The organism is Dyadobacter sp. HNCC25DJ187, assembly GCF_056895255.1.
This window is the reverse complement of the sequence record NZ_JBXHAT010000002.1, coordinates 1,001,718-1,026,743: the sequence shown is the minus strand read 5'-3', so window position 1 is coordinate 1,026,743 and position 25,026 is coordinate 1,001,718. Positions and strand designations below refer to the sequence as shown.

The window sequence follows — 25,026 nt, the reverse complement described above, 5'->3', positions numbered from 1 at the left end:
CAGAAGAAAATGGCACACCAGACAGGGGAGAATGAGCAGGCGCTACGAAAGATTCTGGATATGACACGCATGATAAGTTTCGTATTATTAGGACTGCACCTTTACTATTATTGCTACGGGGCATTCAAACATTGGCAGCTCGTTTCGGCTTTCTCAGACAGGTTGCTTCTCAATGTAGCTGCAACCGGATTATTCAACAGCTTTTCAAAATCCAAGCTCTTTGCTTTAGGATTTCTATGCATCTCACTGATAGGATCGAAGGGAAGAAAGAGCGAAAAACTGCATTATAAAAACGCAATAGTTTATCTGGTAGCAGGTCTGGTTATTTACTTTTTGAGCTACTATTTATTGTATGCAGGTTTGCCCGTAGTAGGCAGAACGATTCTTTATACGGCAGGGTTGTTGACAGGGTATCTAACTATTCTAAAGGGTGGTACGATCCTTTCACGTATCATTACCGACAAGCTGAAAAAGGATATTTTCAACTTAGAGAATGAGACTTTTCCTCAGGAAGAGCGGCTTCTTGAGAATGAATATTCGATTAACCTTCCTGCGAAATATCAGCTGAAAAGCAAACGAAGAAACAGTTGGGTCAACATCATAAACCCGTTCAGAGGCTTGTTGGTTTTGGGTACGCCGGGGGCAGGGAAGAGCTATTTTGTCATCCGGCATGTGATCACCCAGCATATCAAGAAAGGCTTTTCGATGTTCGTTTATGATTTCAAATACCCAGACTTATCAGTCATCGTATACAATACATGGTTAAAGAACAAACACCTATTTAAGGTGGAACCAAAGTTCTACGTGATCAATTTTGATGACCTCACCAGAAGCCACCGGTGCAATCCTTTGAATCCTTCCGGGATGCAGGATATAACGGATGCGTCTGAATCTGCTCGAACCATACTGCTCGGACTAAACCGAGAATGGATCAAAAAGCAGGGTGATTTTTTTGTTGAATCTCCAATCAATTTTCTTTCGGCGATTATCTGGTATCTACGCCGTTACCAGGATGGAGCATTCTGTACATTACCTCATGTAATCGAATTAATGCAGGTGGATTACGATAGTTTGTTCACAATCCTAAGAACAGAAAAGGAGATAGAGGTGCTGATTAATCCGTTTGTGAACGCATATATGAATGATGTTATGGAGCAGCTTGAAGGTCAGATTGCATCGGCAAAAATATCTATGGCAAGGCTTTCCTCTCCACAGCTTTACTATGTTTTGTCGGGCTCGGATTTTACTTTGGATATCAATAATCCCGATGAGCCAAAACTTGTTTGCGTTGGAAATAATCCGCAGAAGATACAGATATATGGAGCAGTTCTGTCTCTGTATGTGAACCGCTTGGTCAAGCTGGTGAACCAGAAGGGCAAGCTGAAAAGTAGTCTGCTATTCGATGAGTTTCCGACGATTTATCTGAATAATATGGATAGTTTGATTGCAACTGCACGTAGTAACAAAGTTGCTACGACGCTCGGCATTCAAGATTTTAGTCAGTTGAAAAAGGATTACGGGCGTGAGCAGGCGGATGTAATCATGAACATTGTCGGCAATGTCGTGTCAGGTCAGGTCACAGGCGATACGGCAAAACAGCTTTCTGAACGCTTCGGGAAAATCATGCAGGACCGGGAAAGTCTTTCGATCAATAGCTCGGACACATCCATAAGCAGGTCACAGCAGCTTGAATCGGCAGTACCGCCATCGAAGATTTCAGCTCTTTCTTCAGGGGAGTTTGTAGGTATGGTGGCAGATGATCCGACTAACAAGATCGCTTTAAAAGCTTTTCATTGCGAGATACAGAATAATCATGAATCACTTAGAAAGGAAGAGGATGCGTACCTTCCAATTCCGGAGATACGAAAGGTCGATCAGGTTATGATTCAGAGGAATTATAATCAGATCAAGCAGGATGTGCAGGATATTATTGTGTCGGAGATGGAAAAATTGAGTGGAGATCCAGCCCTCATGGGTTTGATCATTAGAAAATAGGTAACTTTTCAGTCAAGAGTGTGACTTATCTGAAGGTACTCACAATGTGAAAAAGTTTATCGGTGAGAGACAGGTGTTTGGTAGTATGAATTCGTCAGGATATACTATTAATAAAAACCTAGTTTTAAGGTGCAGGTTTTATTTGATATAAATTATATATTTCGATTGTATCCCCAACTAACAACTGAAATATGATAATGCAGTGCTCCACAATATTTTACGAGATTGCTACTTACCGTATATGATATTTGTTGAATATCTTCTGACTTAAAAAGATATTTAACAAATATTATATAGTTGACAGATATGTTAATAGATTAAAATGTCAGGCTTGGGAGTGCCTACATCCTCTGTCAGATATCCTGTGATTAAGTTTATTATATGCTTTTGACTTGTCCTTATCGAAGGAGATATAGACGTCTAGTTGAATTTCATAGCAGATTTCGATCTAAGCAGTTCTTTGCTATTTTAGGATTCATCTTAGAGGCGGCATATCGAAAGGTAGGTATTCATTAACTTGCTTAGAATATGATAGCATATATTGAAATAGCTCGCTACGGTTTGATCTGCAAATAGGTATGTCAACAAAAAGCGGAATTTCTAGTATCATAATTCATTAATTATAACTCTGTGTAGTATGATTACTACGGAAGTGTTTATGCCTGTAAATTCGCAGTTCTTTAAGTGTTAAGATTGTTTTGATCGTGCAGAAGCTTGTTTTGTGAAAAATTAAGAATAAATTGTGTGAATATTAAAATATTTTCCTCAAATATGAGGGTGAAGAACTTATAAATGCGTCAATTTGCATACTCTATACTTTGCGAATAGTGAGTAATTAGTTGGATATTTTAGAAAGTTGAGATGGACGAAGTAACACTAAAACAAGAACAGCATACAGCTGGACCGCAGTCTGTAGGTTTCGATTATCAGTTTTATTATTTCATGTTACTGTCCTTAAGATTGAAAAATGGGCAAAAAATCGGCTTTGAAGTAAAAGAAGATATTCATATTGATATGCCAGATGGAACGTCAATTTTGCTTCAAACTAAACATTCAATAGTCACAAATAGTGATGGTTCGACTCAAAATTTGTCAGATTTGGATTCTGATTTATGGAAAACATTGAGTAACTGGGCCAGTTTTACCAAACAAGCACTTGACAAAGGCGCATTTTTAAGGAATAATACCTTTATAATGGTTACGAATAAGAGTAATCGGGGCAATAGCTTCGTCGATGCTGTATCAAAATTTATGATAGATGGAGACTTTAATGGAGTTTGGTATGAAATATCTAGTTTGTCGCAAAGAACACAAGATTCTACGATAAAAAAGTATATCAATAATGTCAAATCTCTCGGCAAGAGTGGATTGCGAATGTTTGTATTGAAATTGACCGTAGAGACTGGAGCGGATGCTATTGTAGAAAAGATAAAATGCCGAATACTTGAATTAGCTAGACAACAGAGATTTGTTGATCCAATTTTTGAAAGACTTTCCTCTAATATGCACTTGGCTAAGTATACTGATATCAAAGAGAGGAAGAAGTTTGAAATTAGCTTCGATGATTTTACTACAAGGTTTGGAAAGTGTTTCCAAGTAGCGTTTGAGAAGAGACCTTTACCTACTAGAAATATAGACATATTATTACCAGAAAATCTAGAGGATCAACCTTTCATTAGACAACTTTTGGATATCGGTGAGGTATCGGCCGGTTCAACCGATATACGAGATTATACAACATATATGTTAAAGTTTTTAAACGATTTCAACTATTGGGTAGAAGATAATTTTTTGCTTCCTACAGAAGTGGCCTCATTCAGGCAAGATAGTCTTCAGCGTTGGAAGAATGGATTTAAGGCAAGGTACAGAACAATCCAAAGTAAGATCAATTGTGGTGAATCTATTGACGATCTGGAGGACGAAATATGTGCTATGGGAATCCAATTAGTTGATTTTATACGAGAGCAAAATCTAAATATCTTGGGAGATTATTCTTTGGGTATACCCTCGAGTAATGGACACTTCTATGCTTTGTCAAATAGTATGGAAATAGGTTGGCATTTGAATTGGGAGAGTAAATATAAGAATTGATGAAGGATATTTATTATGTGTACAATAATGAGGCGATATCTAGTTGTATACTTCTGTCTGTGATTGAAAATTTAGGCGAAATCGACATGTCTCGATGTTGCCTAGTTTTACCGTTTTTACTAGATGATCGTACGGTTAACTATCTTTCAAAGAATTACACTGCTTCACTGAGTTTGTTTGAGCTGGTTGGCTCCCAACAGAAGATTTTTTCTTCATTCAACAAAAGATACCTGTCATTACTTCCAGTAATGGTTAACTCTTTGATGATCCTTAGAGATGCAGGGCAAATTCAGATCCAGAGTCAAATAGTTTCAAGTATTAGTATAGATCTTGATATTGCGAGTTTAGGAGATCGGTTTCTTAAAATTAATAATGTTATACCGCTGTTCCTAAATCTAATAGAAGACAAAACTACTGAACAACTTTATAAATTTTTCAGAATCCAACTATGAAGTTTATTCTCCATGAAATAAAGCTTTGGTTCAAGAAGGAGTCCGTTGAACCAAAGAGTTATAAATTTAAGCCCAATAAGGTAAATGTCATCACAGGTGATGCAACGACTGGTAAATCAAGCTTTTGGAGTATCATTGATTATTGTCTTTTATCAGGTAAAGTAAGCATTCCCAACACAATTTTTGAAAAGGTGTTATGGTTCGGCATCAAGTTATCCATTAATGATAAGGATGTATCAATAATTAGAAAAGCACCAGATAGGGGGGCCGTGTCATCCGAAGTGATTTTAAGTTTTGGAGATTTTCCTCAGAATATGGAGAGTGATAATTCTGTTGCTGAAGTAAAAGCCTTTCTTGATAAGGAGTTTGGGATTACTGATAAGTTGAGATTTCCGCATGGAATAGAATTCGGTAAGGTGCCACTTAGTCTGTCTTACAGGCATTTTTTACTGTTTAATGCTTTGACAGAAACAGTCATTGGCGCTCCTGAGACGTACTTTGATACCACATTTTTTGGTAAAGATGAATATGATAAGGTACTGTCACACATTTTCGATCTTGTCATTGGTGTTAATGATATGGATAATCTCAAAGCTCAGGAAAGATTAGGAGAGATAGACAGAGAGCTATTGTCGATACAACGAGTGGAAAAAGGCAATCAAAACAGGGTTAGGGGTTTTGAAACGGAGATTTATCGTCTGGTAGATCTTTGTAGGCGCAGCAATTTGATAGATTATACTCAGAAACCTCAAAGTCTGGATGAGGCTGTTGCTATTCTCTTTGAACTAATAGATGTTAAAACGAATGGAGTTTCGAACACACTTTTGTTTAACGAGCTTGAAGCCTTGTACAAGGAGCGACTCCGGATTCAGTTACAAATTCGAGCGGTATCTCAATACCAACGAGAGTATGATCTGTATAGAAAAGGTTTAGGGAAGTCGGCGGATAGTTTGCAACCTATACAATTTTTAAATCAGAAGCTCTCAGATCAGTTAATTGACTCGTACGATACTAGGTTGTTTATGGAATCCTTAGAGACGTCTCTAAACCGTATTAAGACATCTCTATCCCATAAGACAACTGAACCTGTTAAAGTTGAGGGAGATATAGAAGAACTGAGAGGCTTGCTTAAAGTAACTAAGAATCGAATTGAGGAACTAGAAAATATTGACAAGACCTACTTTTCAGAAAATCAGCGGCTTATAAAGATTGGTGAGATTAAATATGCTTTTGAGCAAGCTAGAAAAAAAGAAGTGCCAAAACTTATTGATTCGGTAAGATTGAACGAACTTATGGAGGAAAGGCAGGAGTTATTGAAAATTCCGGCTGACACTTTTGAAATAAAGCATAGCATGCTGAATCTACTTGATGATAGCATTCAGCGCAATTTTAACCTTTTGAAGTCTCCGACTGCTTACAGGTATAGTAAAGTGGCTTTCAATCCCGAGAAGATGATTTTGGAACTCTATCCAGACGGATATCTTTTTCCATTAGACAACGTTGGGAGTAAGTCGAATTACATGTTTATGCATTTGTGTGTGTATCTAGGTTTACATGAGCACATGATCAATATTGAGCAAGAACATGTGCCAAGATTTCTTTTTATTGATCAGCCTAGTATACCTTATTATACAGGAGATAACAATAAGGGAAATGATGATAAATCGAAATTAATAGACGCTTTTACTTTGCTAAATTCCTTTATTGAATATATTACTAATGTTAAAAAGGTAAATTTTCAAATATTTATGGTTGAGCATGCTCCCAAAGAGTATTGGTTGGAGGAAGATTTAAACCATTTTCATACTGTCGATGAGTTTGTTGAAGGTACAGGACTGATACCACGGGATATTTATAACGATTGACATAATGCAAAAAATAGTAATAGGTAGGATCGATAAGATCATTATACATTTAGTAGGAAACAAAAATAATGGAGACGGAGTAAAGTTTTCAGAAGATTTAGTTGAATTTCATAAAATTGAAACTTATCTAAATAAGCTATTACAGAGTGGTTTAAAATCAGACGAATTATATCAGTTTTATTTTAATTCAACTGTTGAATTAAATCCTGTATATCAGTTTGTTAGTTATGTATTTCAGAATGAAGATACTTTTGTCGAGCAGTCAAAAAATTTAGGTAGGTACCTTTATGATAAAAGTACACATCCAAATATCAAACCTGGTGAATTATGCATTATCTATTTGAAAGATTGTCAAGTCGAAGATGAGGTAGTTGATGCGGTGGCGATATTTAAATCTGAGAATAAAGATACAATTTTGAAGATTAGTACAACATCAAATGGGATCGGTTTAAGTGATGTTGTTGGCCTTAATACAAACAAGCTGGATAAATGTTGCCTGGTGTTTAACACTCATAAGGAAGAGGGTTTTATTGTTTCTGTACTTGACAATACAAACAGAACAACCGATGCACAGTATTGGAAAGAGGATTTTTTAAGCTTGCATCCTAGGAAAGACGAGTATCATGAAACGAATCAGTTTTTGAATATTACTAAACAGTTTGTTACAAAACAGCTTGCTGAAAATTTTGAGGTGTCCAAGACTGAACAGATTGATTTTTTAAACAAATCAGTCGAATACTTCAAAAATCATGAATTATTTGACAATGCAGAGTTCGAAACTCAGGTATTTGATGATAGTAACTTAATAGAGTCATTTAGAAAATTTGACAGCGAATATAGGCAGGAAAATGAGCTGCAGCCCATCCATAATTTCCCTATCTCCTCGCAAGCTGTAAAAAAGCAGTCTAGAATATTTAGAAGCGTTTTGAAATTAGATAAAAACTTTGATATCTATATACATGGGGACAAAAACTTGATTGAAAAAGGAGTGGAAACGGATGGTAGAAAGTATTACAAAATTTACTACGATAGTGAGAAGTAGCAGTACCCATACAGCATCATCAGGGTTTTTTACAGACTATTTCATTTTTGTTTGTACGTTTTATCACTTACTCCTTTCCATTTCTTAGCGAAGAAGATCAAACTGGATGCTTGGGACCTTATCAAACCCATCCTAAGATTATGATTTAGATTTTTCGGTCCTGCTTCTTCTAACTAAAACAGTAGGTATTTTAATGGATATTTCTTAATATTCTGTTAAAAAAAGGTCTACCGCAATTGTTGATCTCAAAGACGCCCACTATTGATTTGAGATAGTTGCTGGATATTGAATGAATTTTAGTCATGGTCGGACATCGAGTGGCGATGCGCTCGCTCCAACACGTAGTTTGTATCAATTGACAAATCCTAAATGATGATAACCTGCTACACCGCTTTGATGCCAGTCCCGATGCTTGCACGATGATTTTTATTAGATGAAGTTTTTGTGAGAACAAGAGTTTTCCATAATTTGGGAAGGTTCTGAGTTAGTGCTAAGAATTGTTCGGTGAGGTGTGGGATATTTTTGGTTGGTTAATCTATAACGATATTATGCCGGGAAAAATAGCTGATCTACTTATTATTAGACAGCTCTAATACAAGCTATTTAAATGAATATCTTAGATATTCTGTATATTACCCCTTCTTATACATAATCAAACCTTCCCTATGAAAATATCACAAATCCGATTAGAGGGATTTCGAAATTTCAAAAAGGCGACCATCAAGGTTGCAAATAAAACCCTTATCATTGGCTCGAATGATATTGGTAAAACCAATCTTCTTTACGCATTGAGAATTTTGTTGGATAGAGGTTTGTCTGACTTAGACATTGAACCAAAGGATAGTGATTTCTTTTGTCATGAAGAGACTTCCCAACTTGAAATAATTGTGAAATTTGAAGACGTTACTGATGATTGTGTCATTTCCAAATTACCTGGCAAGGTTAGTGATGATGGCGTGCTATATCTCGCTTATCGCGCATGGAGAAACTCGCACGAATATAAATTCTATGCTGGACATTCAATTGAAGCTTTGGAGGAAATTCAGGAAAGATTTTACAGGAAGGTGTTGCATTTGAAATATATTAGCAGCAATAGAGATCTAAGCAGCTATGTTAGGAAAGAGAAGCGGAATTTGTTGAAAGAAGCAAAAGAGAACCGGACCGAGGAGGAGGTTAAACAAGATGATTTAAGTTTAGGGATTATTGAAAAAGATTTATTAAAAACAAATAGTGATGTTTCTAACCTGAAATATGTGAAAAGCGCCACAGAGGTTATAAATTCTGAGTTAAAGGAATTGTCTATCCACCATTCCGATCAGAATATAGTTTTTGATGTAGGAGCTTCCGATCTAAACTCGTTCGTTGAAAATTTGCATTTATCCTCCCAGGTAGGAAGTTCGAATTTGACCATCGGAGGTGATGGACGTAATAATCAAATTTTTCTGGCTCTTTGGGCAGCCAGAAATGAGATACAAGATGTCAATCCTTTGGAGGTAGTTTTCTACTGTATTGAGGAGCCTGAGGCTCATTTACATCCTCATCAGCAAAGAAAGTTAGCACAGTACTTAATAGAAAAGCTTAAAGGACAGGTGTTTATTACGTCCCATTCTCCACAGATTGCAGCTGAATTTTCGCCAAACTCTATTGTTAGGCTTTTTCAGGAAGGGAAGAAAGGAGCAAGGGCTGCAAGTAATGGATGCAGCAACATCATTGAACAATCATTCCTTGATTTTGGTTACAGGCTGAATGTCGTAGCAGCAGAAGCTTTTTTTTCAAATGCAGTCTTCCTCGTCGAAGGGATATCAGAGGTTATATTTTTCAAGGCCTTGGCTAAGCAGTTAGATATAGATTTAGATAGGCTAAATCTGAGTATTTTAATGGCTGATGGGATTGGTTTTAAGATATTTACAAAAATATTGACAGCGTTAGATATAGACTGGGTTGTGAGAACTGACAACGACATTTTTAAGGTTCCCAGACGATCCGAGTTTCGGATGGCGGGTGTACAACGAGGTCTCGCGATGTACGAAGCCCATTATGATCTTTTAGAAGAGGAGGAAAAAATTATTGAAGCAAACAGAAGTCTGTTAGCTGGGTTTCCTCTGGCAGCACCGCCAAGTGAAAGTCAGGTAGCCGCAGAAAGAATAATAAAAATCCTTAAGACTGGAAATATTTTTATTGCAAGGAAAGATTTGGAGACCGATTTGATGGATCAGGGATTGGAGGACAGTCTAATTGAATTCTTCGACGCTGACACTAGGATAGAAGCCTTGGCGATCATGCAGAAGAAGAAGGCAACACACATGTTCAATTTTATCCAGAAAAATCACGAATCCTTAACAGTGTTGAAGGATTCGGAGCTTGCTAAACAACTCAAAGCATGTTGTAACTTAATTACTATTTGATTACAATGAAGCCGACAAAAGAGCAACAGGCGATTCTTGATTCGTCGGGAAATTTAGTGATTGTCGCTAACCCAGGAAGTGGTAAGACTTTTGTAATATCAGAAAAGATCAAGAAAATATTACCTGGCTTATTAGATCACAAGGGGGTTGTTGCTATTTCTTATACAAATAAAGCCTCACTTGAATTACGGACACGATGTCTATCAAACGGCGTTGGGTCAAAAGCCTCATTCTTTGGTACAATGGATAAGTTTTATTTGTCGGAAATAATAATTCCTTTTGGTAAGCAGTTATTTGGCGTCCCGGAATGCGAAATTCGTATAGTCCGGGAATCGGATTTAGAACCAGGTCTGGCGCAAGAACTCATCGGGGGAGAAGGAGCAGATTTTGATGCCCTCAATCCAGAAAACTTTCGAGTGTTGATAAATTTGTTCAAGCGTGGCAAAATATTGCTTGAAACGGTTGGTGTACTTTCTGTTTACATTTTCGATAATTCACTTGCTTGCAGAAATTACATCAAGGCAAGATATAGTCACATATTCATCGATGAGTATCAAGATTGTGGAGTAGAGCAACATGATCTGTTTTTGAAGATTCGAAATCTTGATGTTACAGCTATTGCAGTCGGAGATGCTAACCAGTCAATTTTTAAATTCTCTGGAAAAAGTGCTGAGTTTTTGTTGGATTTGGCGGGAAGCTTTTCAGATTTTACATTATATCCACTGAACTACAATCACCGATGCCATCCTTCAATCATCAATTACTCACTACTTCTTCTGAATGAAGCGGCTGTAACTCTTGACAGTGATGAACTGCGAGTTTACGAAAAGAGGGTCACTGGTTCTGAGGAAGCGGTCGGGAATTGGATTGGTCGATTGATCCCCAGGTTTGTCGCCAAATTTAAGACTGACCAACTAAACAAAGTTGGTATTCTGATCCGTGGGAGACGTACTGGTGTGGCAATCAGCCAGAATCTTGGCTTATCACACAAATTTTTTGAGCCTACTGCTTTGGATGAAGATTTTACAATTTGGTCAGACATCTTTCGACAGTTACTAAGTCTTTTCTTCAATAAGAAATCCTCTCGAGCAGAGTTTCTAGATAATTATTTAGACACATCTAGCGAGAGAACAAAAGCTAAAAAAGTTTTAAAGTCAATTGAAGGTTTGACTACTTCAATTAATAAAGATTCATTTGACGCAAACTTGATTATATCGGAAATGGAAAGCATTGCGTATGTTCTTAGCCCATTAGGCTATAGTTTAAAATCGATTGGCCTTCTTCGTGACGTATTAACTAGTGAAGATAAATTAAATTCCTACAAGCCTGCAGGTATGAATGAGATTCAAATTATGACATTGCATAAATCCAAAGGCTTAGAATTTGACATTGTCTTCCACCTTGATTTATATCAGCACATAATGCCAATGTTCAACGGCGATCGGGCACAAGATTTGAATTTGCATTATGTCGGGTTGACAAGAGCTAAGGAATGCTGTGTTCTAGTTCATAGCACTCATAGAACTAAATCAAGTGGGCAAGTTGTAAATGCTTCCCCGTCCGATTTTTTAGGAAGTAAGGTTTTGGCGCGACACCGAATATCACTTCCTCTTAAGAAATAGTGTAGCTTGTTGATTTTCCTCACTATCCGCCTAACTAAGAACTTGTTTCTATGTTAAAATGCAAGCGAAAGGGTAGATTATTGTAACTTGTCTATTAAAAGGCACAACGGAACCGTGCTCTGCTGGAGAGCAACACGCCAGGGATAGGCCTGATCGACATAAATAAATATTGGGAGGGCGTCTCAAATCAAAATTGACCGGTTCCATAGAATGACTGTAATGCGAGAAGTTTAGGTTGATCAAAGACAACGTCTTCACGCCAGTCGTTCAACCGAAGGCACTGGTGCTCAAAAACTGTGATATGCTTGTTCCGGCTTCGCAAACTATTTATTCATTAATAGTTTGCGAAGCCGGAACAAAAGCTTCGTCAGACATAGCTGAAGCATTTTGCAAGGTGTAAATCGCTCGCTGAATGCCTCGGAATCCGAATAAGCAAACTTTGCAAATAGGTTGGGCTCTGTTACTTCTTCAACATTAATAAACCCCTGACCAAGAACTAATCCGATCTTCCCGTAGTCTCCAAAAAAATACTCCTGCAACAGTGGGATAATTTTATTTTTAAAGGTGAGTTTGAGATCAAAGAGGCTATGGACAGCCAAAAAGTAGCTATGCCCAATAAGATGGTCTCGGTCCAGCAACTTTTCGATTCGTTTGTTGATGGTTTTTAGAATATCCTTTAATGGGAAACCTTCTATATCTTTTTCAAGCACTTCCGGATCCGGAGAAATCTCATGGAAGCTGAACCGGCGCCGCAATGCTGTATCTAACGCTTCTACGCTCTGATCTGCTGTGTTCATCGTACCGATAATGTACAAATTGGAAGGAACGCCGAACTTCTCCCTGCTATATGGTAGTGTCGCTTCCAGCGTTTCGGAAGCACCCAGGCGCTTATCATCTTCAATCAGAGTGATAAGCTCACCGAATATTTGAGAGACGTTTCCGCGGTTGATTTCGTCGATGATTAGGACGTAGCGCTTCTCCTCCTTATCTACCGGTTCAGAGGCTTTGTAAGACAGTAATTTTTTCAGGATTCCAGGGTAGTATATCCCAATACCTGTTCTTGGAACTTCCCTTCTACTATAAAACTGATCTTTCAATGTTATTATACTTAGGGTATGGATCACGCCTCCACTCGCTTTTTTGAATCGTATTGACGAGTTGGTAAACCCTAAAATTGTATAGGCTTTGTCCTCGCGAACTAAGGGGAGTTTCATGTCCTTATCTTCTTCCCAATCATTTTGCAGCATCTCGAACGCTTCGCCAAATGTGATCTGACGCGAGTCGCTTGAATTTGCAAAAAACAAATTGTCATTAGCTTTTGCGGCCAAACGCTTAAATACACCAGGTTGAATGTCATAGACAACTTGATCATTTGCACTTATCCTAGGCTTGATGCCTTCAATAAAGTCTTCATATGACATGCTTTGATGAAAGTTGCAAAATACTATCTGCCCTATATTCTTTAATTCTTCAAAGCGGATTTTAAGATCTTTCCGAGTTTTGTCAGCCAGCTCTTCATTGTCCAAACCATCGACTATCGCCACTGCCTTTTCAATCGTCAAATAAGTCTTTCCAGTTCCGGGCGGGCCGTATAGGATTTGGTTCAACGGGAAATCCTGTGGAATGTAGTCTGGCTCTAATTCCACGTTATTCATCTCTTGGCTGGACTTGTCTCCAAAAATCAAATCAATGCTCTTTTGAGAAGCCACTCTCTTCCATCTCGGACAGAACGCCGTAGCTGACTATCCTTACCATCATTCCAGGTGAAGCCGGCGCAGTAGTATTCTGTTCCCATTAATTCTCTTGTCGTTCCTTAAAATATAATCGTTTTACCGTTAGTACACCTATTAGTGCCCTATCGACGAGAAATGGCCTCCGTAAATTTCATGAAGTTGTCTATGAATTCTGTTGGTTGTTTAACCGATTCGTACACCTCACATGCATCCGCCCCCGAATCTAAAAGCCACTTTTTCCAAATAGCTCTCATTATCTGGTAATCATTTGGGTGCTCCATGGCAACACCTTGTGCATTTCGTGACCTATCTACGAACTCGACCACCATAACGCTAAGCCCTTTCAAGGATCTGGTTGTCCGCTTGATCTGATACTTGGGGTTCTTCGAAATGAATTGCTCAATATCGCCTCCGACCTTGTTGTATTCATCTCTCGCTTCCCTAATAACCGAATATCTTAATGAGTAACCTGAGGTATGATTGGCATTTTCAATATAACCATCAGTGAAGATTACTGCCACATTCTTCATGACTATATTTGCCGTAGTTTCGTCACTGATTTTTTCGACTTGTTTGGGACGATTAACCAAAGACTGATGAATTGTTTGGTTGAAATAAGTCCAAATATCGGAGCCTGAATAATTTCTCAGTGAATACTTGTATAACTTACTAATTTCGTTTTTCAGTTTGGCTTGATCTTTCACGAGATTATACCTTACATAGTCCGATCGATCACGTGGTTTGTTTTCAAACGCGTCAAAGTTAATCTGCATGTCTTTCGCACTTACAATGCCCGCATTCAGAACTGTTCGATTCATGAAGTCAATTGTAAAGATGTCCTTTTGATTCATTTTTCTGTTACCTATTGCAAGAAACTGTCTAATATTATCCACAAAATAACTTAACAGTATCGTATCATGTACTGGTTTGGGGTGAATTTTAGGATTTATTCTATTTGAGAGGTCGGGAACGAGAAGGATATTGAAATTATTTATTACTATATTTTCTGGTTTGGACTCTGAAACCTGCTCTTCTGTCTTAGAATCTCCCGAGCTACATCCCCAAAAAGACAATGCTAAAAACAAATATGCGATTTTTCTGATACTCATGATAAAACTAAATGACTTGGTGTTTAATCGATTTTACTTGTTTCCACCTATCAACTTCTGTTATGGCTTCCAATGTTTTTCTTTCGGCTATAAGGGTCGAAAACACTTCGTGTAGGTATTTACTCCATCCTTCAAGAAAAATATTAATCCTATCATGAAGCGCATCAACTGATATCGGTATTTTGTCATTGTCAATTTGACTTAAATATATATTCGATAAATTTACAATGCGTTCCTTAAATCGAATTAAGTCCTGATTTAACGCACTGAGACTGTCATTCAATTTTGAAGGAATTTCACGAATAAGTAATTCTTTTGCCCTTTTTTCTAAATTCTTTTGAGTAATGGAAGATTTATTTTCAGATATTTTTACTTTTAAGTCGGCTATTCTGGTATTTTTATCTTCGATAAGTCGTTCGTATTCATTAATTTGTACCTTGCTCTTATTCTGTTGAAGTGTTGGGTTTCTTGCCTCCAGTAGTTCGAAAAGCTTGTTAATAACTTTTTCAAACAGGTAAACACCCAAAGTTCCCAAGATAAAAACTAGCCAAAAGTTATCAGTTGTGAGTAGATCGAGTGCGTCGAGCTGTTTGTCAGTTGCATTGGTCAAATATTCTATATTGTTAACATTTTTTGCCACCTTATAAGCAATGAATGTGTCAACCACCAATATCAATATTAGTCCTTTGTGTGGCGCTATTTTGGACCAGATTATAGATATCCAGTTACTCTCAACATTTACTGTATCGGCTTCTGATTTCTTTGTAAATAGGTTTATCATACCTAAGACCAGTGGAATTGACACAAACAAAAACAGAAACATTATCCCTCCGACTCCTTTGCTCCATACTTTTGTCAGAGCGTATGGGTTAAATACGTCGGGCGTTTCGGTAGTGATAGCCCGCGCAATCTGCTCCTTGATGTCTTGTTGAGAGAAAATAAAAATATATGCGACTGATGAATAGAAAACAAAGATATATAAAACCAAAAATACTAGCATAGATATGCATAGAGTAAACATTGGCCAATTGATGGGTGGTTTTACAAACTCAATTTTGTATTCTGAGATTTTTTGTTTCAAATTATTTATCTCTAACTCTACAAACGGGATTTTTGTTTCAATGATTAACTCATTTTCAATACCTAGCGTCTCTATTTCAGTCTCTATCCTTTCAATATCTTTCTGCTCGGATTCTAATAAAATCGCCGAATTTTCTTTTTGTTTTCTTATTTCAGATTCGGTATTAGTTTCAACAGTGGAAATAACCAATTTCTGTTGTTCCTGTATTTTGTTGTACAGGCGCTTCTTTTTCTCCTCAATAACATCTACATCATTGATGAAATTATGATATAGACTGTCCATTGCCTGAGGAATGATCTGAAAATCTCCATTATTAGTTTTGGATCGGATGTAGCCAATATTTTTTAGCATGTCCTGGTCAAAACTAGCCACCTCAGAGTCTATCAGGGTATCGAGAACTGTCTTAAAATCAGTGAGCGATTGCTCTTCAAAGCTCTGTGGTTTTGTGCGCTTCTGCTCCGAAGTTGCGCCTGCATTAGTTATTGCGCGAGATGCCAAAGTAGTGCTTTCTATGTCGTCTATTGATTCCCCACCTGCCAGCCTTGAAGCACGAGTCTTGATGTCATTGAAAATGGCGATTAATTGAGACACTGTTTTTGGAAGGTTGGTAACTATGACAGATTCGTGATTGTTTGTTCTAGCGTTGACGCTCCAATTGTATGATCCTGTTATCGCCAATTCCTCGTCGATCACGCAAAATTTCTGGTGCATCAAACCCCATCCAACATTTTTGACCCTGACCACCTCTACGCCAAGAGGTTGTAGTGTCTCAAAGTTTAATTTGTAGTTATCCGGTTGATCAGAGAGTATAATTGATATCTCAATTCCCTGTTGTGCCTTTTCTTCCAAGACACTGAATAATTCCTGATCGGTAAACCAAGACATTGCGACAAGTATTTGCTTCCTGGCATTTTGCAATTCTGATTTGATCCTCTCGAAGACCACAATATTGTCAGAAAGGGTATCTTGTATAAGTTCGTCAAATTCCATGAGTTAGGTTAGTTAAAATTGTATTGTTCGTGTTGACAGTATTCCGTGAGAGCATAGGAATATCTAGCTTTCACCGATGGTAAAACTTTGTTGTCGGATTTGTCCGAGCGATTTGAAAAATATCGCTGATGAAGCAGAACTTCGATATCTGTCACCTTGACGGGTTCTAAATCACAAGATGTTTATTGATATTAAATCGATGCTAGGTCCAAATTCTCGATGGAGATAGCACTGAGTGCCTGATAATAGCATCAGTATGGTCAACAATGATAAGTGAAGATTGATACTTAAACATGATAGAATTTTAGAGGTTCTGTTAAATCTCTAAGATATAAAGAAGCACACGGATATTTACTTAAAGGTAATGACAATTTATTATACGGTAAACGGGTACATAAGTAGTAGCTACGAAGGGACGGCAACATATTGAAGCTCGAAATTGCGAGCACTGTCTTACATGGCTCGGGTTGAAGTCCCTCCATCGACTGGCTTGTTGCGTACAATTTCCACTCTTGCCATAAAGTTTCACAAATGAGGGCCTTGTACGTATAAAGTCAAGCCAATTCAACTATGGCTGGACTTTTGGGGGGAGTCTTCTATCTGACTATCGAGTCAAGATATGCTTTAACCTTGCCATATCATCACTGATCTTCCTATCCACAATTTTCGCATACTGCTGAGTAGTCTTTATATTGCGATGTCCCAACATCTTGGAGGGTGTGCTTCAGACTAAATTACAATATTGATACTAATGCTTTCGCCAATTTGAATAGAGCAGTACTATCAGGCGAAAGCATCAGTATTATCGTTATCTGTTTAGGATATCCCGCAGTCGAGCCATATCATCGCTTACTTTCTTGTCAACAATTTTTGCATACTGCTGAGTTGTTTTGATATTCCGGTGCCCTAGCATTTTGGATACACTTTCAATTGGTACACCATTGGTGAGTGTAACGGTGGTAGCAAACGTGTGCCTTGCCAAGTGAAAGGTGATATTCTTTTGAATTCCTGTCAAATCCGCAATTTCTTTCAAGTAGGAGTTCATTTTTTGGTTGGAAAGAACAGGAAGTACTCTGCCTTCAGATTCACATTGAGGATGGTCTTGATATTTATCCATTATTTCCTGGGCCACTGGTAATATTGGAATTCTTGATGACGAATCCGTTTTTTTTCGTGTTGTGGTTATCCACTTGCCTCCATCCATACCTTCAATTATTTCCATACGACGTAGCTTATGGACGTCGGCATATGCCAATCCTGTGTAACAACAGAATAGGAATATGTCCCTTACTTGTGAGAGCCTCCCATTACCAAAATCCTTATTTCTTATTTTTTTTAACTCGGTATCTGTAAGTGCTTCTCTTTCGACTTCGCGTTTCGTCATTTTAAACGCATGAAACGGATCACGCGTTAGCCATCCTTGCTTTATACAAATAAGTACGATCTTCTTGAAATTAGCTAGGTACTTGATAGTTGTATTGTGGCTGCATTTGCGGACAGACTTAAACCAGAATTCATACTGTGATATAAAATCGTAATCCAGCAAGTCTATCTCAATATCGTCTTGCTTGTATTTCCATTTAATAAAAGAGCGTGTGTGGTCCAAGGAAGTAGCATAGCGCTCTAATGTGCCTGGAGCAAATTCAGAGCCTATCAAGGCAGACATCTGATCATTGTGATGCTTAAATACTGCAAGGATAGTTTTTTTATCTCCTTGCTTGCCATGGATAATATTAAAAATTGATATAGCGCTGACGGATTTACGGTCATCAATCAATGATTTTTTAGCCTCATAAATCTTTGCGGTTATTGAGTCTATGTAAGCATTCAATGCTCGTGCATCTTCTTTATTGCCATTAGGTCTTCCGAGTCTGATGTTCCATCGGGAAGGATGCCATAATTGTTTCAAAGAAAATTCCTTGGCTAGCCCATTAACGGTAATTCTGCAATACAAATAATGAGTGCCTTCGGCATTTTCTGGGCGGGGTTTTCTCAGGAAGAAAATTAACCCGAAGCTTGTTTCTAACATAATCGTTAATGTTTAAGATGAACAAATCTCGGATTGATACTTCAGAAAGTAAAGATGTAAATCAGGTAAACATCTTCATTATCAGATTATTACGTACTTATTCGTGTGAGAATTTAACGGGGTAAAAAACTCCCACGATTTTGCACATTAATTATGGGAAATTTTGCAGATTTTGGTAGTTGCAGAAAAACAAAAAACCCCGTTTAAATCATTTAAACGGGGTTTTGAATGTTTTGGTAAGCGTACCAGCAGAGAGAGAGGGATTCGAACCCCCGGACCTGTTACAGTCAACGGTTTTCAAGACCGTCGCAATCGACCACTCTGCCATCTCTCTAAGTGTTTCGGCGTATCCGAAACGTGGTGCAAAGGTAATAACAAATTCTTTACATGCAAGTGTTCTGCAAATTTATCTGCATGTTTTTTTAATAAATTTAATGTGCCCAAACAGCTTTCTTCTGATGTTCCGGCGTATTAAATTTACATTTTTGTGAGTTAATGTTAAGTGAAACAGTGTGTTATCCTGATGTTATTTGCTTTGCTGCTTTCGCTCAATTTTTTTCGAAATAAGCAGTTATTTTTATTATTTATTTGAAACCAAACAGATAAGGGAGAACGAAGATCACGATTATAGTCCAAACCAGATAAATGGGAAGAAAGGTAGTAATACTCTTTTTTACATTCTCAATTCTTCCTGGTATGCCTATGGTTTTGAAGAGCTGGTAGGTGACCACTAACAAATGGGCAAGAATCAGTATGTTACTCCCCAATACTGCGAGTCGGTTAGGGGTGACGCCCCAATTGGCAATCCTGAACATGATGGCTGACAAGGCAACACTGTTTACAGCAATGGTTATTACTGCAAGTGCAAACAGGATAATTGTCCCAATTTTATCGGCAGATTTACGGGCTATCTCAACAACAGAAAAAAGAATAAGTGCCATCACACCCACTAAAAGCAGATTAAAAATCAACAGAAACTCCCGATCATTGTATGGATCTTTACCTGTGTAAAATACAGTTCCCAGGTACACGGTCAGGATTAGAAGAACAATGGGGGCGAATATTCTTGCAATAACAGGCGATACTTTTCCTACCAAATTAGGATTACTCCGAACAAGGTACGTAGCGATAACCGGCGCTGCGCTAAGTCCCCAAATACCCATGTATTTGAAATAATAGGTTTCAATCTTTATTCCGATGACAGAGAACAGCCCGATTGTCATTCCAGTCATGATAAATCCTGCGATCAGAATCAGCCCGGTCATTACTACAAAGTCTCCGTTAAACCTCAGAAAGTCAATCTTTTTGGTGTAGTCCTTATTATCGCCACCAATAAAAACGTAGCCGAGAATGCCCCAAAGCAACATGGGAAGGTGAATGCATGCCAATACAAAGGTGTCGGTTTTCTCATTTCCGGGGAGTAAATTGATGTAAATTGCCGGTATTAAAAAAGCTGCTGCAAAGCCAAGGATTTGGCGGATAGAAAACAGATGTTGCTTCCAGATAAAGAAGGCGGTAAGAGCGGGAAAAACAACAAAAGGAACATTACGGGAATAAAAGTACTCCGGATCTACAGATGTGAGATGGGGGATTTTTGCGATTAACCCTGCGATCAGGCAAAGGAAGAAAACAAACGGAAGGTCTTTATTTAGGTTCCATAATGCTTCCTGATTGTCAAAATTTAGCCTTTCGTGCCATATCTGAACAGTTTTATTGTCGTGAAGGTCGGGTGTGAGCTGCGCAAATGATCTCCGAAAACTTGCCTTGTCTTCTCTGTACAAAGCTTCGAGCCGTTTAGGATTTTCCAGGTTGGCGATAATCTGTTCTTTCATGGATGTAATTAAGTTTGATTAAAAGTACTTTGAATTGCAAAGTAAAATGATAAAAAAATAGCTGTTTTACTTCTGACTCTTGATCAGACCTTCCAGTGCTGCCAAATGCTCTTCAAAAGCTTCCCGGCCTGCTTTGGTAATGAAATAGCTCGTGTTAGGCTTACGACCGATAAAAGTTTTGTTGATTCCAATTAGCTCTTCCTTTTCCAGTGCCTTCAGGTGACTTGCCAGATTGCCATCTGTTAGTTCCAGATATTCTTTCAAACTATTAAAGTTAAGCGCGTCATTCACAGCCAGAACAGACATGATGCCCAGCCTGACTCTGCTCTCAAAAGTTTTATTAAGTGCATGAATGATTGCTTTCACTTTTCGTATTTCAGGTGCATGATAATACCATACACAATGTGCATAATTCCAAAACCAATAGCCCATAGCAGAAGTGCATGTTCCACAAAATAGGTGGCTATCAAGCCAAGTACAATTTGTATAAAGCCAAGGTATCTCAGATCGTCATAAGTAAATCTGCTGGCATTAATAAGTGCTAAACCGTAAAATAGTAACGTGGCAGGTGCGATTAAAACCAGCATTCCTTTTGCAAAAAGGATCAGGATAAAAATTCCACCTGTTACGAGCGGTATGGCCATATTGATCACAAGTCTTCTCGCCGCTGCATTCCACAACTTTTCACCATTCCTGCCGGATTTCCGATGAGCAAGAAAAATAGCTGTTCCGATTGCAAGAACGAGCATCGACAAGGTGATTACAAAAAGGTCAGTATTGCCTGTTATATCCTCGCGTGAAACAGCCGAATAATCCAGAATTGTACCCGTGTAACGCGCGTAAAAAGACTGTCGGACCAGAATCGCCCCTACCAACGCATAAACCCCTGCCATCACCCCCGACATGCCTGAAAGAGACAGAAATTTGGTTGATCGCTCCATCATAGAACGGATCTCGGTAAGGTCTTTGATGTATTCTTGCTCTGTTTTCATAAAAGTACTTTGTGTTTCAAAGTTAAAAATATGTTTCGGTATTTTGCAAGAGGATGACGAAAAAAGTTTCATGATCTTCATCTGCCACACAGTGCACTTCGGTCTCGTCCTTTACCTCCTTACCTGAATATATCATGTTCTTCTCCTGTACAAATAGGTAATTTTTTTACTATATTAATCTTGTAGATTAAATAGAATAATTACATTTGTGTCATACTAACAATTAAATCTTCATTAATAGGATTTTTTAAATACAATATTAGCTTCAATAATAAAAAGTGCGTGTTGGATTGGATTCGAGAAGTTGGATGGCACATAAAACCTGGCCCCTGAAATAGAAAAAAACGAATATGGATAATCAGATATGTACTGAATTAAGTGACGATTTTATTTATCCTATTTAATATATAGAATTTATATTTTAATGCTATCAGATAATCTGAACTACATCAATTCAATTAAGAAAAACAGGGGCTATTTTTTATGAAAAAAGTTTTCAGTGGGTTAGTAATTGCTTTCGCCCTCACCGGACAGGGAAGGGTGGTCCAGGCAGAACGGATAGGTACACTGCGGCATTTTGCTGTGGACCGTACAATCCGTGGAGTGGTCAAAGATGACAAGGGGGAAGCACTTCCCGGCGTTAGTATTGTCCTGAAGGGTACCACACGAGGAACGTCTACGGATGTAAACGGGAAATTTGAGTTTACTGCTCCTGAGCAAGGTGGTACGCTGATATTCTCATTTGTAGGATATGTGCAGCAGCAGGTCGTTTTGGATAGTCGCTCGGCATTAGATGTAGTGCTGTTGCCAGACACCAAATCATTGGAAGAACTGGTTGTGGTAGGTTACGGAACTCAGAAAAAAAGTGACTTAACAGGGGCTATTTCCAGTTTGACTGAGCAGCAAATTCGTGAAAGACCAGTACAAAACGTCGTACAGGCGTTGCAGGGAAAAGTGTCCGGGGTAGATATTACATCCAATCAGCGTCCGGGGGAAGTAGGCAGAATCCGTATTCGTGGAAACAGGTCTATTAATGCTTCCAACGAACCGCTTTATGTAATCGATGGTATTCCTCTTTCAGCTAGTGAAGTAGCAGCGATTAATCCCAATGATATTGCTTCCGTTGAAGTACTTAAGGATGCTTCTGCAACAGCTATTTATGGTTCCAGAGGAGCCAATGGTGTTATTCTGATCAACTATAAAGAAGGTAAAAAAGGCAAAACTTCTATTAACTATGATGTAAGCTATACCTCTGCTAAAATCCACTCCACTACCGATTGGATGAATGCCGGACAATTGCTCAACTGGCAACGACAAGCGCATATCAACGGTGGTACTTACACAGGGAAATACGGCACCGCTCCTGATCCTGATTTTGATGTACAAACTTTCGGAGGAGGTGAGGAGTCAGGTATCAATAATATTCGTACCGCGTACCAGTGGAATGCTGATGGTACAGTACAAATGAGAGCAGCGACTGCTGACGAGGTTGCAGCAGGCTACGCCGCCAGTGTGCCGGTTTACAATTCGGAAAATCTGTTTGACCAGAACTGGAGGGATCTTGTAGCAAGAACAGGAAGAACGCAAAACCACCAGCTTTCACTTTCATCCGGTAGCGATAATTCCCGTGTGTATCTTTCTCTTGGTTATCTGAACCAGCTGGGAACATTGAAAGATCAGGATTTTAACAGATATTCTCTGAACCTGAAAGGGGATATTACACCACGGAAATGGCTTACTGTAGGTCTTGCACTGAACGGTGTTTATTCTAAACAGAATTACGGAACTTCTGAAAACTCATCCAACAGTGGTGCTAAAGATTCTTACGGACAAGCCTTGGCTCTGATGCCGTACGCAAGTGCATTCGATGCGAATGGTCAGTATCTTAACACCAACAGAGAAGGACTTTCCGCGCATAACGTACTTTTAAATATTGAGAATTCTACGAATGAACATAAGCTTGCTTCAGTTTTATCCAACCTGTTTGCGGAAATCCGATTTACCGATTGGTTGAAATTTTCTTCAAAATTCGGTGCGCAGTATAGCGACAAAGAATATGGTTCTTTCTTTGGGCCCAATTACACCAATCCTTTCAGCGCCGTAGGTACTGCACCGCTGATCGGATACAATTCGCATAATAAGAGTCTGGGCTGGACGCTGGAAAACTTACTTTTCCTGAATAAACAATTTGGTGTTCACAGTATCGGAATCACCGCACTTCAATCTTCACAACAGAATACCAATAACGGAATCAATATTCGTGCGCAGGGGATTACATTTCCTTCTTCTCAATGGTATAACCTGGCAGCCAATGCAACCGGGATTCCGATGGGATACGGTACATCCTACAGTCGTTCGGCACTGGCGTCCTACATGGGACGTATCAACTATGGCTTGATGGACCGGTTCCTGCTGACACTTTCAGGTCGTTGGGATGGAGCTTCGGTTCTCGCGAGAGGCAACAAGTGGGCATTTTTCCCGTCTGCAGCTGTAGCGTGGAAACTTGAAGAAGAGGCATTTATTAAACAAATTGACTGGGTTAGTCAGTTGAAATTGCGTTATAGCTGGGGGAGGACCGGTAACTCATCGGTGGCAGCTTATTCAACAGGTGGTTCTATCATCGGTGCAGGCTATGTATTCAATGAAACCCAGGCTGCTGGTTACAAGTCGGCTTCCATGCCCAATCAGGATCTGCGTTGGGAGAAAACGGCTCAGCAAAATATCGGTCTGGACTTCGCTCTGTTTAAAAACCGCATATCGGGATCTCTTGAAGCCTACCGTGCCGAAACCAGTGATTTGTTGATGTCAAGATCCATTCCTCCGGTTTTGGGCTACACCAGCATTCTGAGCAATATTGGACGTACGCAAAACAGCGGGGTAGAGATATCCATTTCGTCCGTGAATGTACACAGCAAGAACTTTACCTGGAAAACAGACTTCAACTGGTCGACTAACAAAGAAAAAATTCTTGAACTGACAAGTGGTGCAGTAGATGATCTTGCGAATGGCTGGTACATCGGTCAGCCGATATCTGTATTCAGAGATTATCAGTATGACAGACTTTGGCAGAATACAGCCGAAGATGCACGTTTGATTGAGCTTTACAAAAAGATTGGAAACATCACGGCATTGCCTGGCCAGGTGAAAATTAAAGATCAGCCTTTGATCACGGCAACAAGCGGAGAAGCCAATACAAAATCTGTGACGCTCGCCAGCGGTGAAGTTGTCACTTATGTCGACAATGGATTTGGGGTGATTAACGATAGTGATAAAGCAATCTTGGGAAGCAATCGTCCTGCATGGACAGCCGGACTTACCAATACATTCGGTTATAGAAATTTCGAACTTACTTTCTTTTTGCAAGCACGTATCAATAATCTGTACTATGGTGCTTTGCAAACCTATGGACGTCGCGTGGAAACGGATACATGGAGCCCTGAAAACACCGGAGCTGCTTACCCACAACCGACTACAGCTACATTTACCAACTACAATAATGTACGCAACTACGCCAACGGCTCGCTTGTAGCACTACGTAATATCTCTCTCACCTATACGCTTCCTCAGTCACTGGCGGATCGCTACAAACTGGGCAACTTCCAGGTTTACACGCAGGTATTGAACCCATTCCTTTGGGGTGGAGAGGCCGTGAAAACTGGCTTGAACACAGAAGATATCACAGGCTGGGATACTACTGCAGGAGCGCAATCGGGAGGACAAACCAATAACACAATTTTGAATCGCAGTTTCGTATTGGGATTGAGAGTAACGCTTTAACTTTTAGAGTA

Annotated in this window: 15 protein-coding genes and 1 tRNA gene; 8 read left to right on the top strand and 8 right to left on the bottom strand. The window is 38.9% G+C overall.

Annotated features, from left to right (window positions below):
• The first annotated feature begins 9 nt into the window (after positions 1-9).
• The 7 genes from mobC to AC1XUE_RS15215 all read left to right on the top strand — a co-directional run bounded on the left by mobC (position 10) and on the right by AC1XUE_RS15215 (position 11,472).
• Positions 10-1,995, top strand: coding sequence for a conjugal transfer protein MobC (gene mobC, locus AC1XUE_RS15245; protein WP_483356841.1), 1,986 nt, complete (start codon positions 10-12; stop codon positions 1,993-1,995).
• 861 nt (positions 1,996-2,856) lie between these two features.
• On the top strand, positions 2,857-4,086 hold the full coding sequence (locus AC1XUE_RS15240; protein ID WP_483356840.1) for a hypothetical protein: 1,230 nt from the start codon (positions 2,857-2,859) through the stop codon (positions 4,084-4,086).
• Entirely contained in the window at positions 4,086-4,538 is a 453-nt protein-coding gene (locus AC1XUE_RS15235; protein ID WP_483356839.1) for a three component ABC system middle component, read from the top strand. Before AC1XUE_RS15240 ends, AC1XUE_RS15235 begins: the two co-directional genes overlap by 1 nt.
• The gene (locus tag AC1XUE_RS15230; RefSeq protein WP_483356838.1) at positions 4,535-6,403 is read left to right on the top strand and encodes a DUF3732 domain-containing protein; all 1,869 of its coding nucleotides are present in this window, start codon (positions 4,535-4,537) and stop codon (positions 6,401-6,403) included. The genes AC1XUE_RS15235 and AC1XUE_RS15230 overlap by 4 nt, the downstream gene beginning before the upstream one ends.
• 4 nt (positions 6,404-6,407) lie before the next feature.
• Positions 6,408-7,445: a nucleoid-associated protein gene (locus tag AC1XUE_RS15225; protein ID WP_483356837.1), complete on the top strand. Its 1,038-nt coding sequence runs from the start codon at positions 6,408-6,410 to the stop codon at positions 7,443-7,445.
• Between the two features lie 665 nt (positions 7,446-8,110).
• Positions 8,111-9,850 (top strand): ATP-dependent nuclease, encoded by a 1,740-nt coding sequence (locus AC1XUE_RS15220; RefSeq protein ID WP_483356836.1) that lies wholly within the window; start codon positions 8,111-8,113, stop codon positions 9,848-9,850.
• A 5-nt stretch (positions 9,851-9,855) separates the two neighbouring features.
• Positions 9,856-11,472 carry a UvrD-helicase domain-containing protein gene (locus AC1XUE_RS15215; RefSeq protein ID WP_483356835.1) on the top strand — a complete coding sequence of 539 codons (1,617 nt, stop codon included), beginning with the start codon at positions 9,856-9,858 and terminating at the stop codon, positions 11,470-11,472.
• 323 nt (positions 11,473-11,795) lie between these two features.
• On the opposite strand, the gene AC1XUE_RS15210 is transcribed toward AC1XUE_RS15215, so the two are convergent.
• The 8 genes from AC1XUE_RS15210 to AC1XUE_RS15175 form a co-directional block, all read right to left on the bottom strand.
• A complete protein-coding gene (locus AC1XUE_RS15210; protein WP_483356834.1) occupies positions 11,796-13,157 on the bottom strand; it encodes an McrB family protein in 1,362 nt (453 codons plus the stop codon).
• A 170-nt stretch (positions 13,158-13,327) separates the two neighbouring features.
• The gene (locus AC1XUE_RS15205) at positions 13,328-14,023 is read right to left on the bottom strand and encodes a hypothetical protein (RefSeq protein ID WP_483356833.1); all 696 of its coding nucleotides are present in this window, start codon (positions 14,021-14,023) and stop codon (positions 13,328-13,330) included.
• A gap of 298 nt (positions 14,024-14,321) precedes the next feature.
• A complete protein-coding gene (locus tag AC1XUE_RS15200) occupies positions 14,322-16,385 on the bottom strand; it encodes a phospholipase D-like domain-containing protein (RefSeq protein WP_483356832.1) in 2,064 nt (687 codons plus the stop codon).
• An 808-nt stretch (positions 16,386-17,193) separates the two neighbouring features.
• Complete coding sequence (locus AC1XUE_RS15195; RefSeq protein WP_483356831.1) at positions 17,194-18,414, bottom strand: site-specific integrase; 1,221 nt, start codon at positions 18,412-18,414, stop codon at positions 17,194-17,196.
• 249 nt (positions 18,415-18,663) lie between these two features.
• Positions 18,664-18,748 (bottom strand) — tRNA-Ser (locus AC1XUE_RS15190).
• Between the two features lie 250 nt (positions 18,749-18,998).
• Entirely contained in the window at positions 18,999-20,246 is a 1,248-nt protein-coding gene (locus tag AC1XUE_RS15185; protein WP_483356830.1) for a hypothetical protein, read from the bottom strand.
• A 66-nt stretch (positions 20,247-20,312) separates the two neighbouring features.
• Entirely contained in the window at positions 20,313-20,612 is a 300-nt protein-coding gene (locus tag AC1XUE_RS15180) for a winged helix-turn-helix domain-containing protein (RefSeq protein ID WP_483356829.1), read from the bottom strand.
• Entirely contained in the window at positions 20,609-21,238 is a 630-nt protein-coding gene (locus AC1XUE_RS15175) for a hypothetical protein (protein ID WP_483356828.1), read from the bottom strand. The genes AC1XUE_RS15180 and AC1XUE_RS15175 overlap by 4 nt, the downstream gene beginning before the upstream one ends.
• Positions 21,239-21,721: 483 nt before the next feature.
• On the opposite strand from AC1XUE_RS15175, the gene AC1XUE_RS15170 reads away from it, so the two are divergent.
• Positions 21,722-25,015 carry a SusC/RagA family TonB-linked outer membrane protein gene (locus tag AC1XUE_RS15170; protein WP_483356827.1) on the top strand — a complete coding sequence of 1,098 codons (3,294 nt, stop codon included), beginning with the start codon at positions 21,722-21,724 and terminating at the stop codon, positions 25,013-25,015.
• Positions 25,016-25,026: the final 11 nt, after the last annotated feature.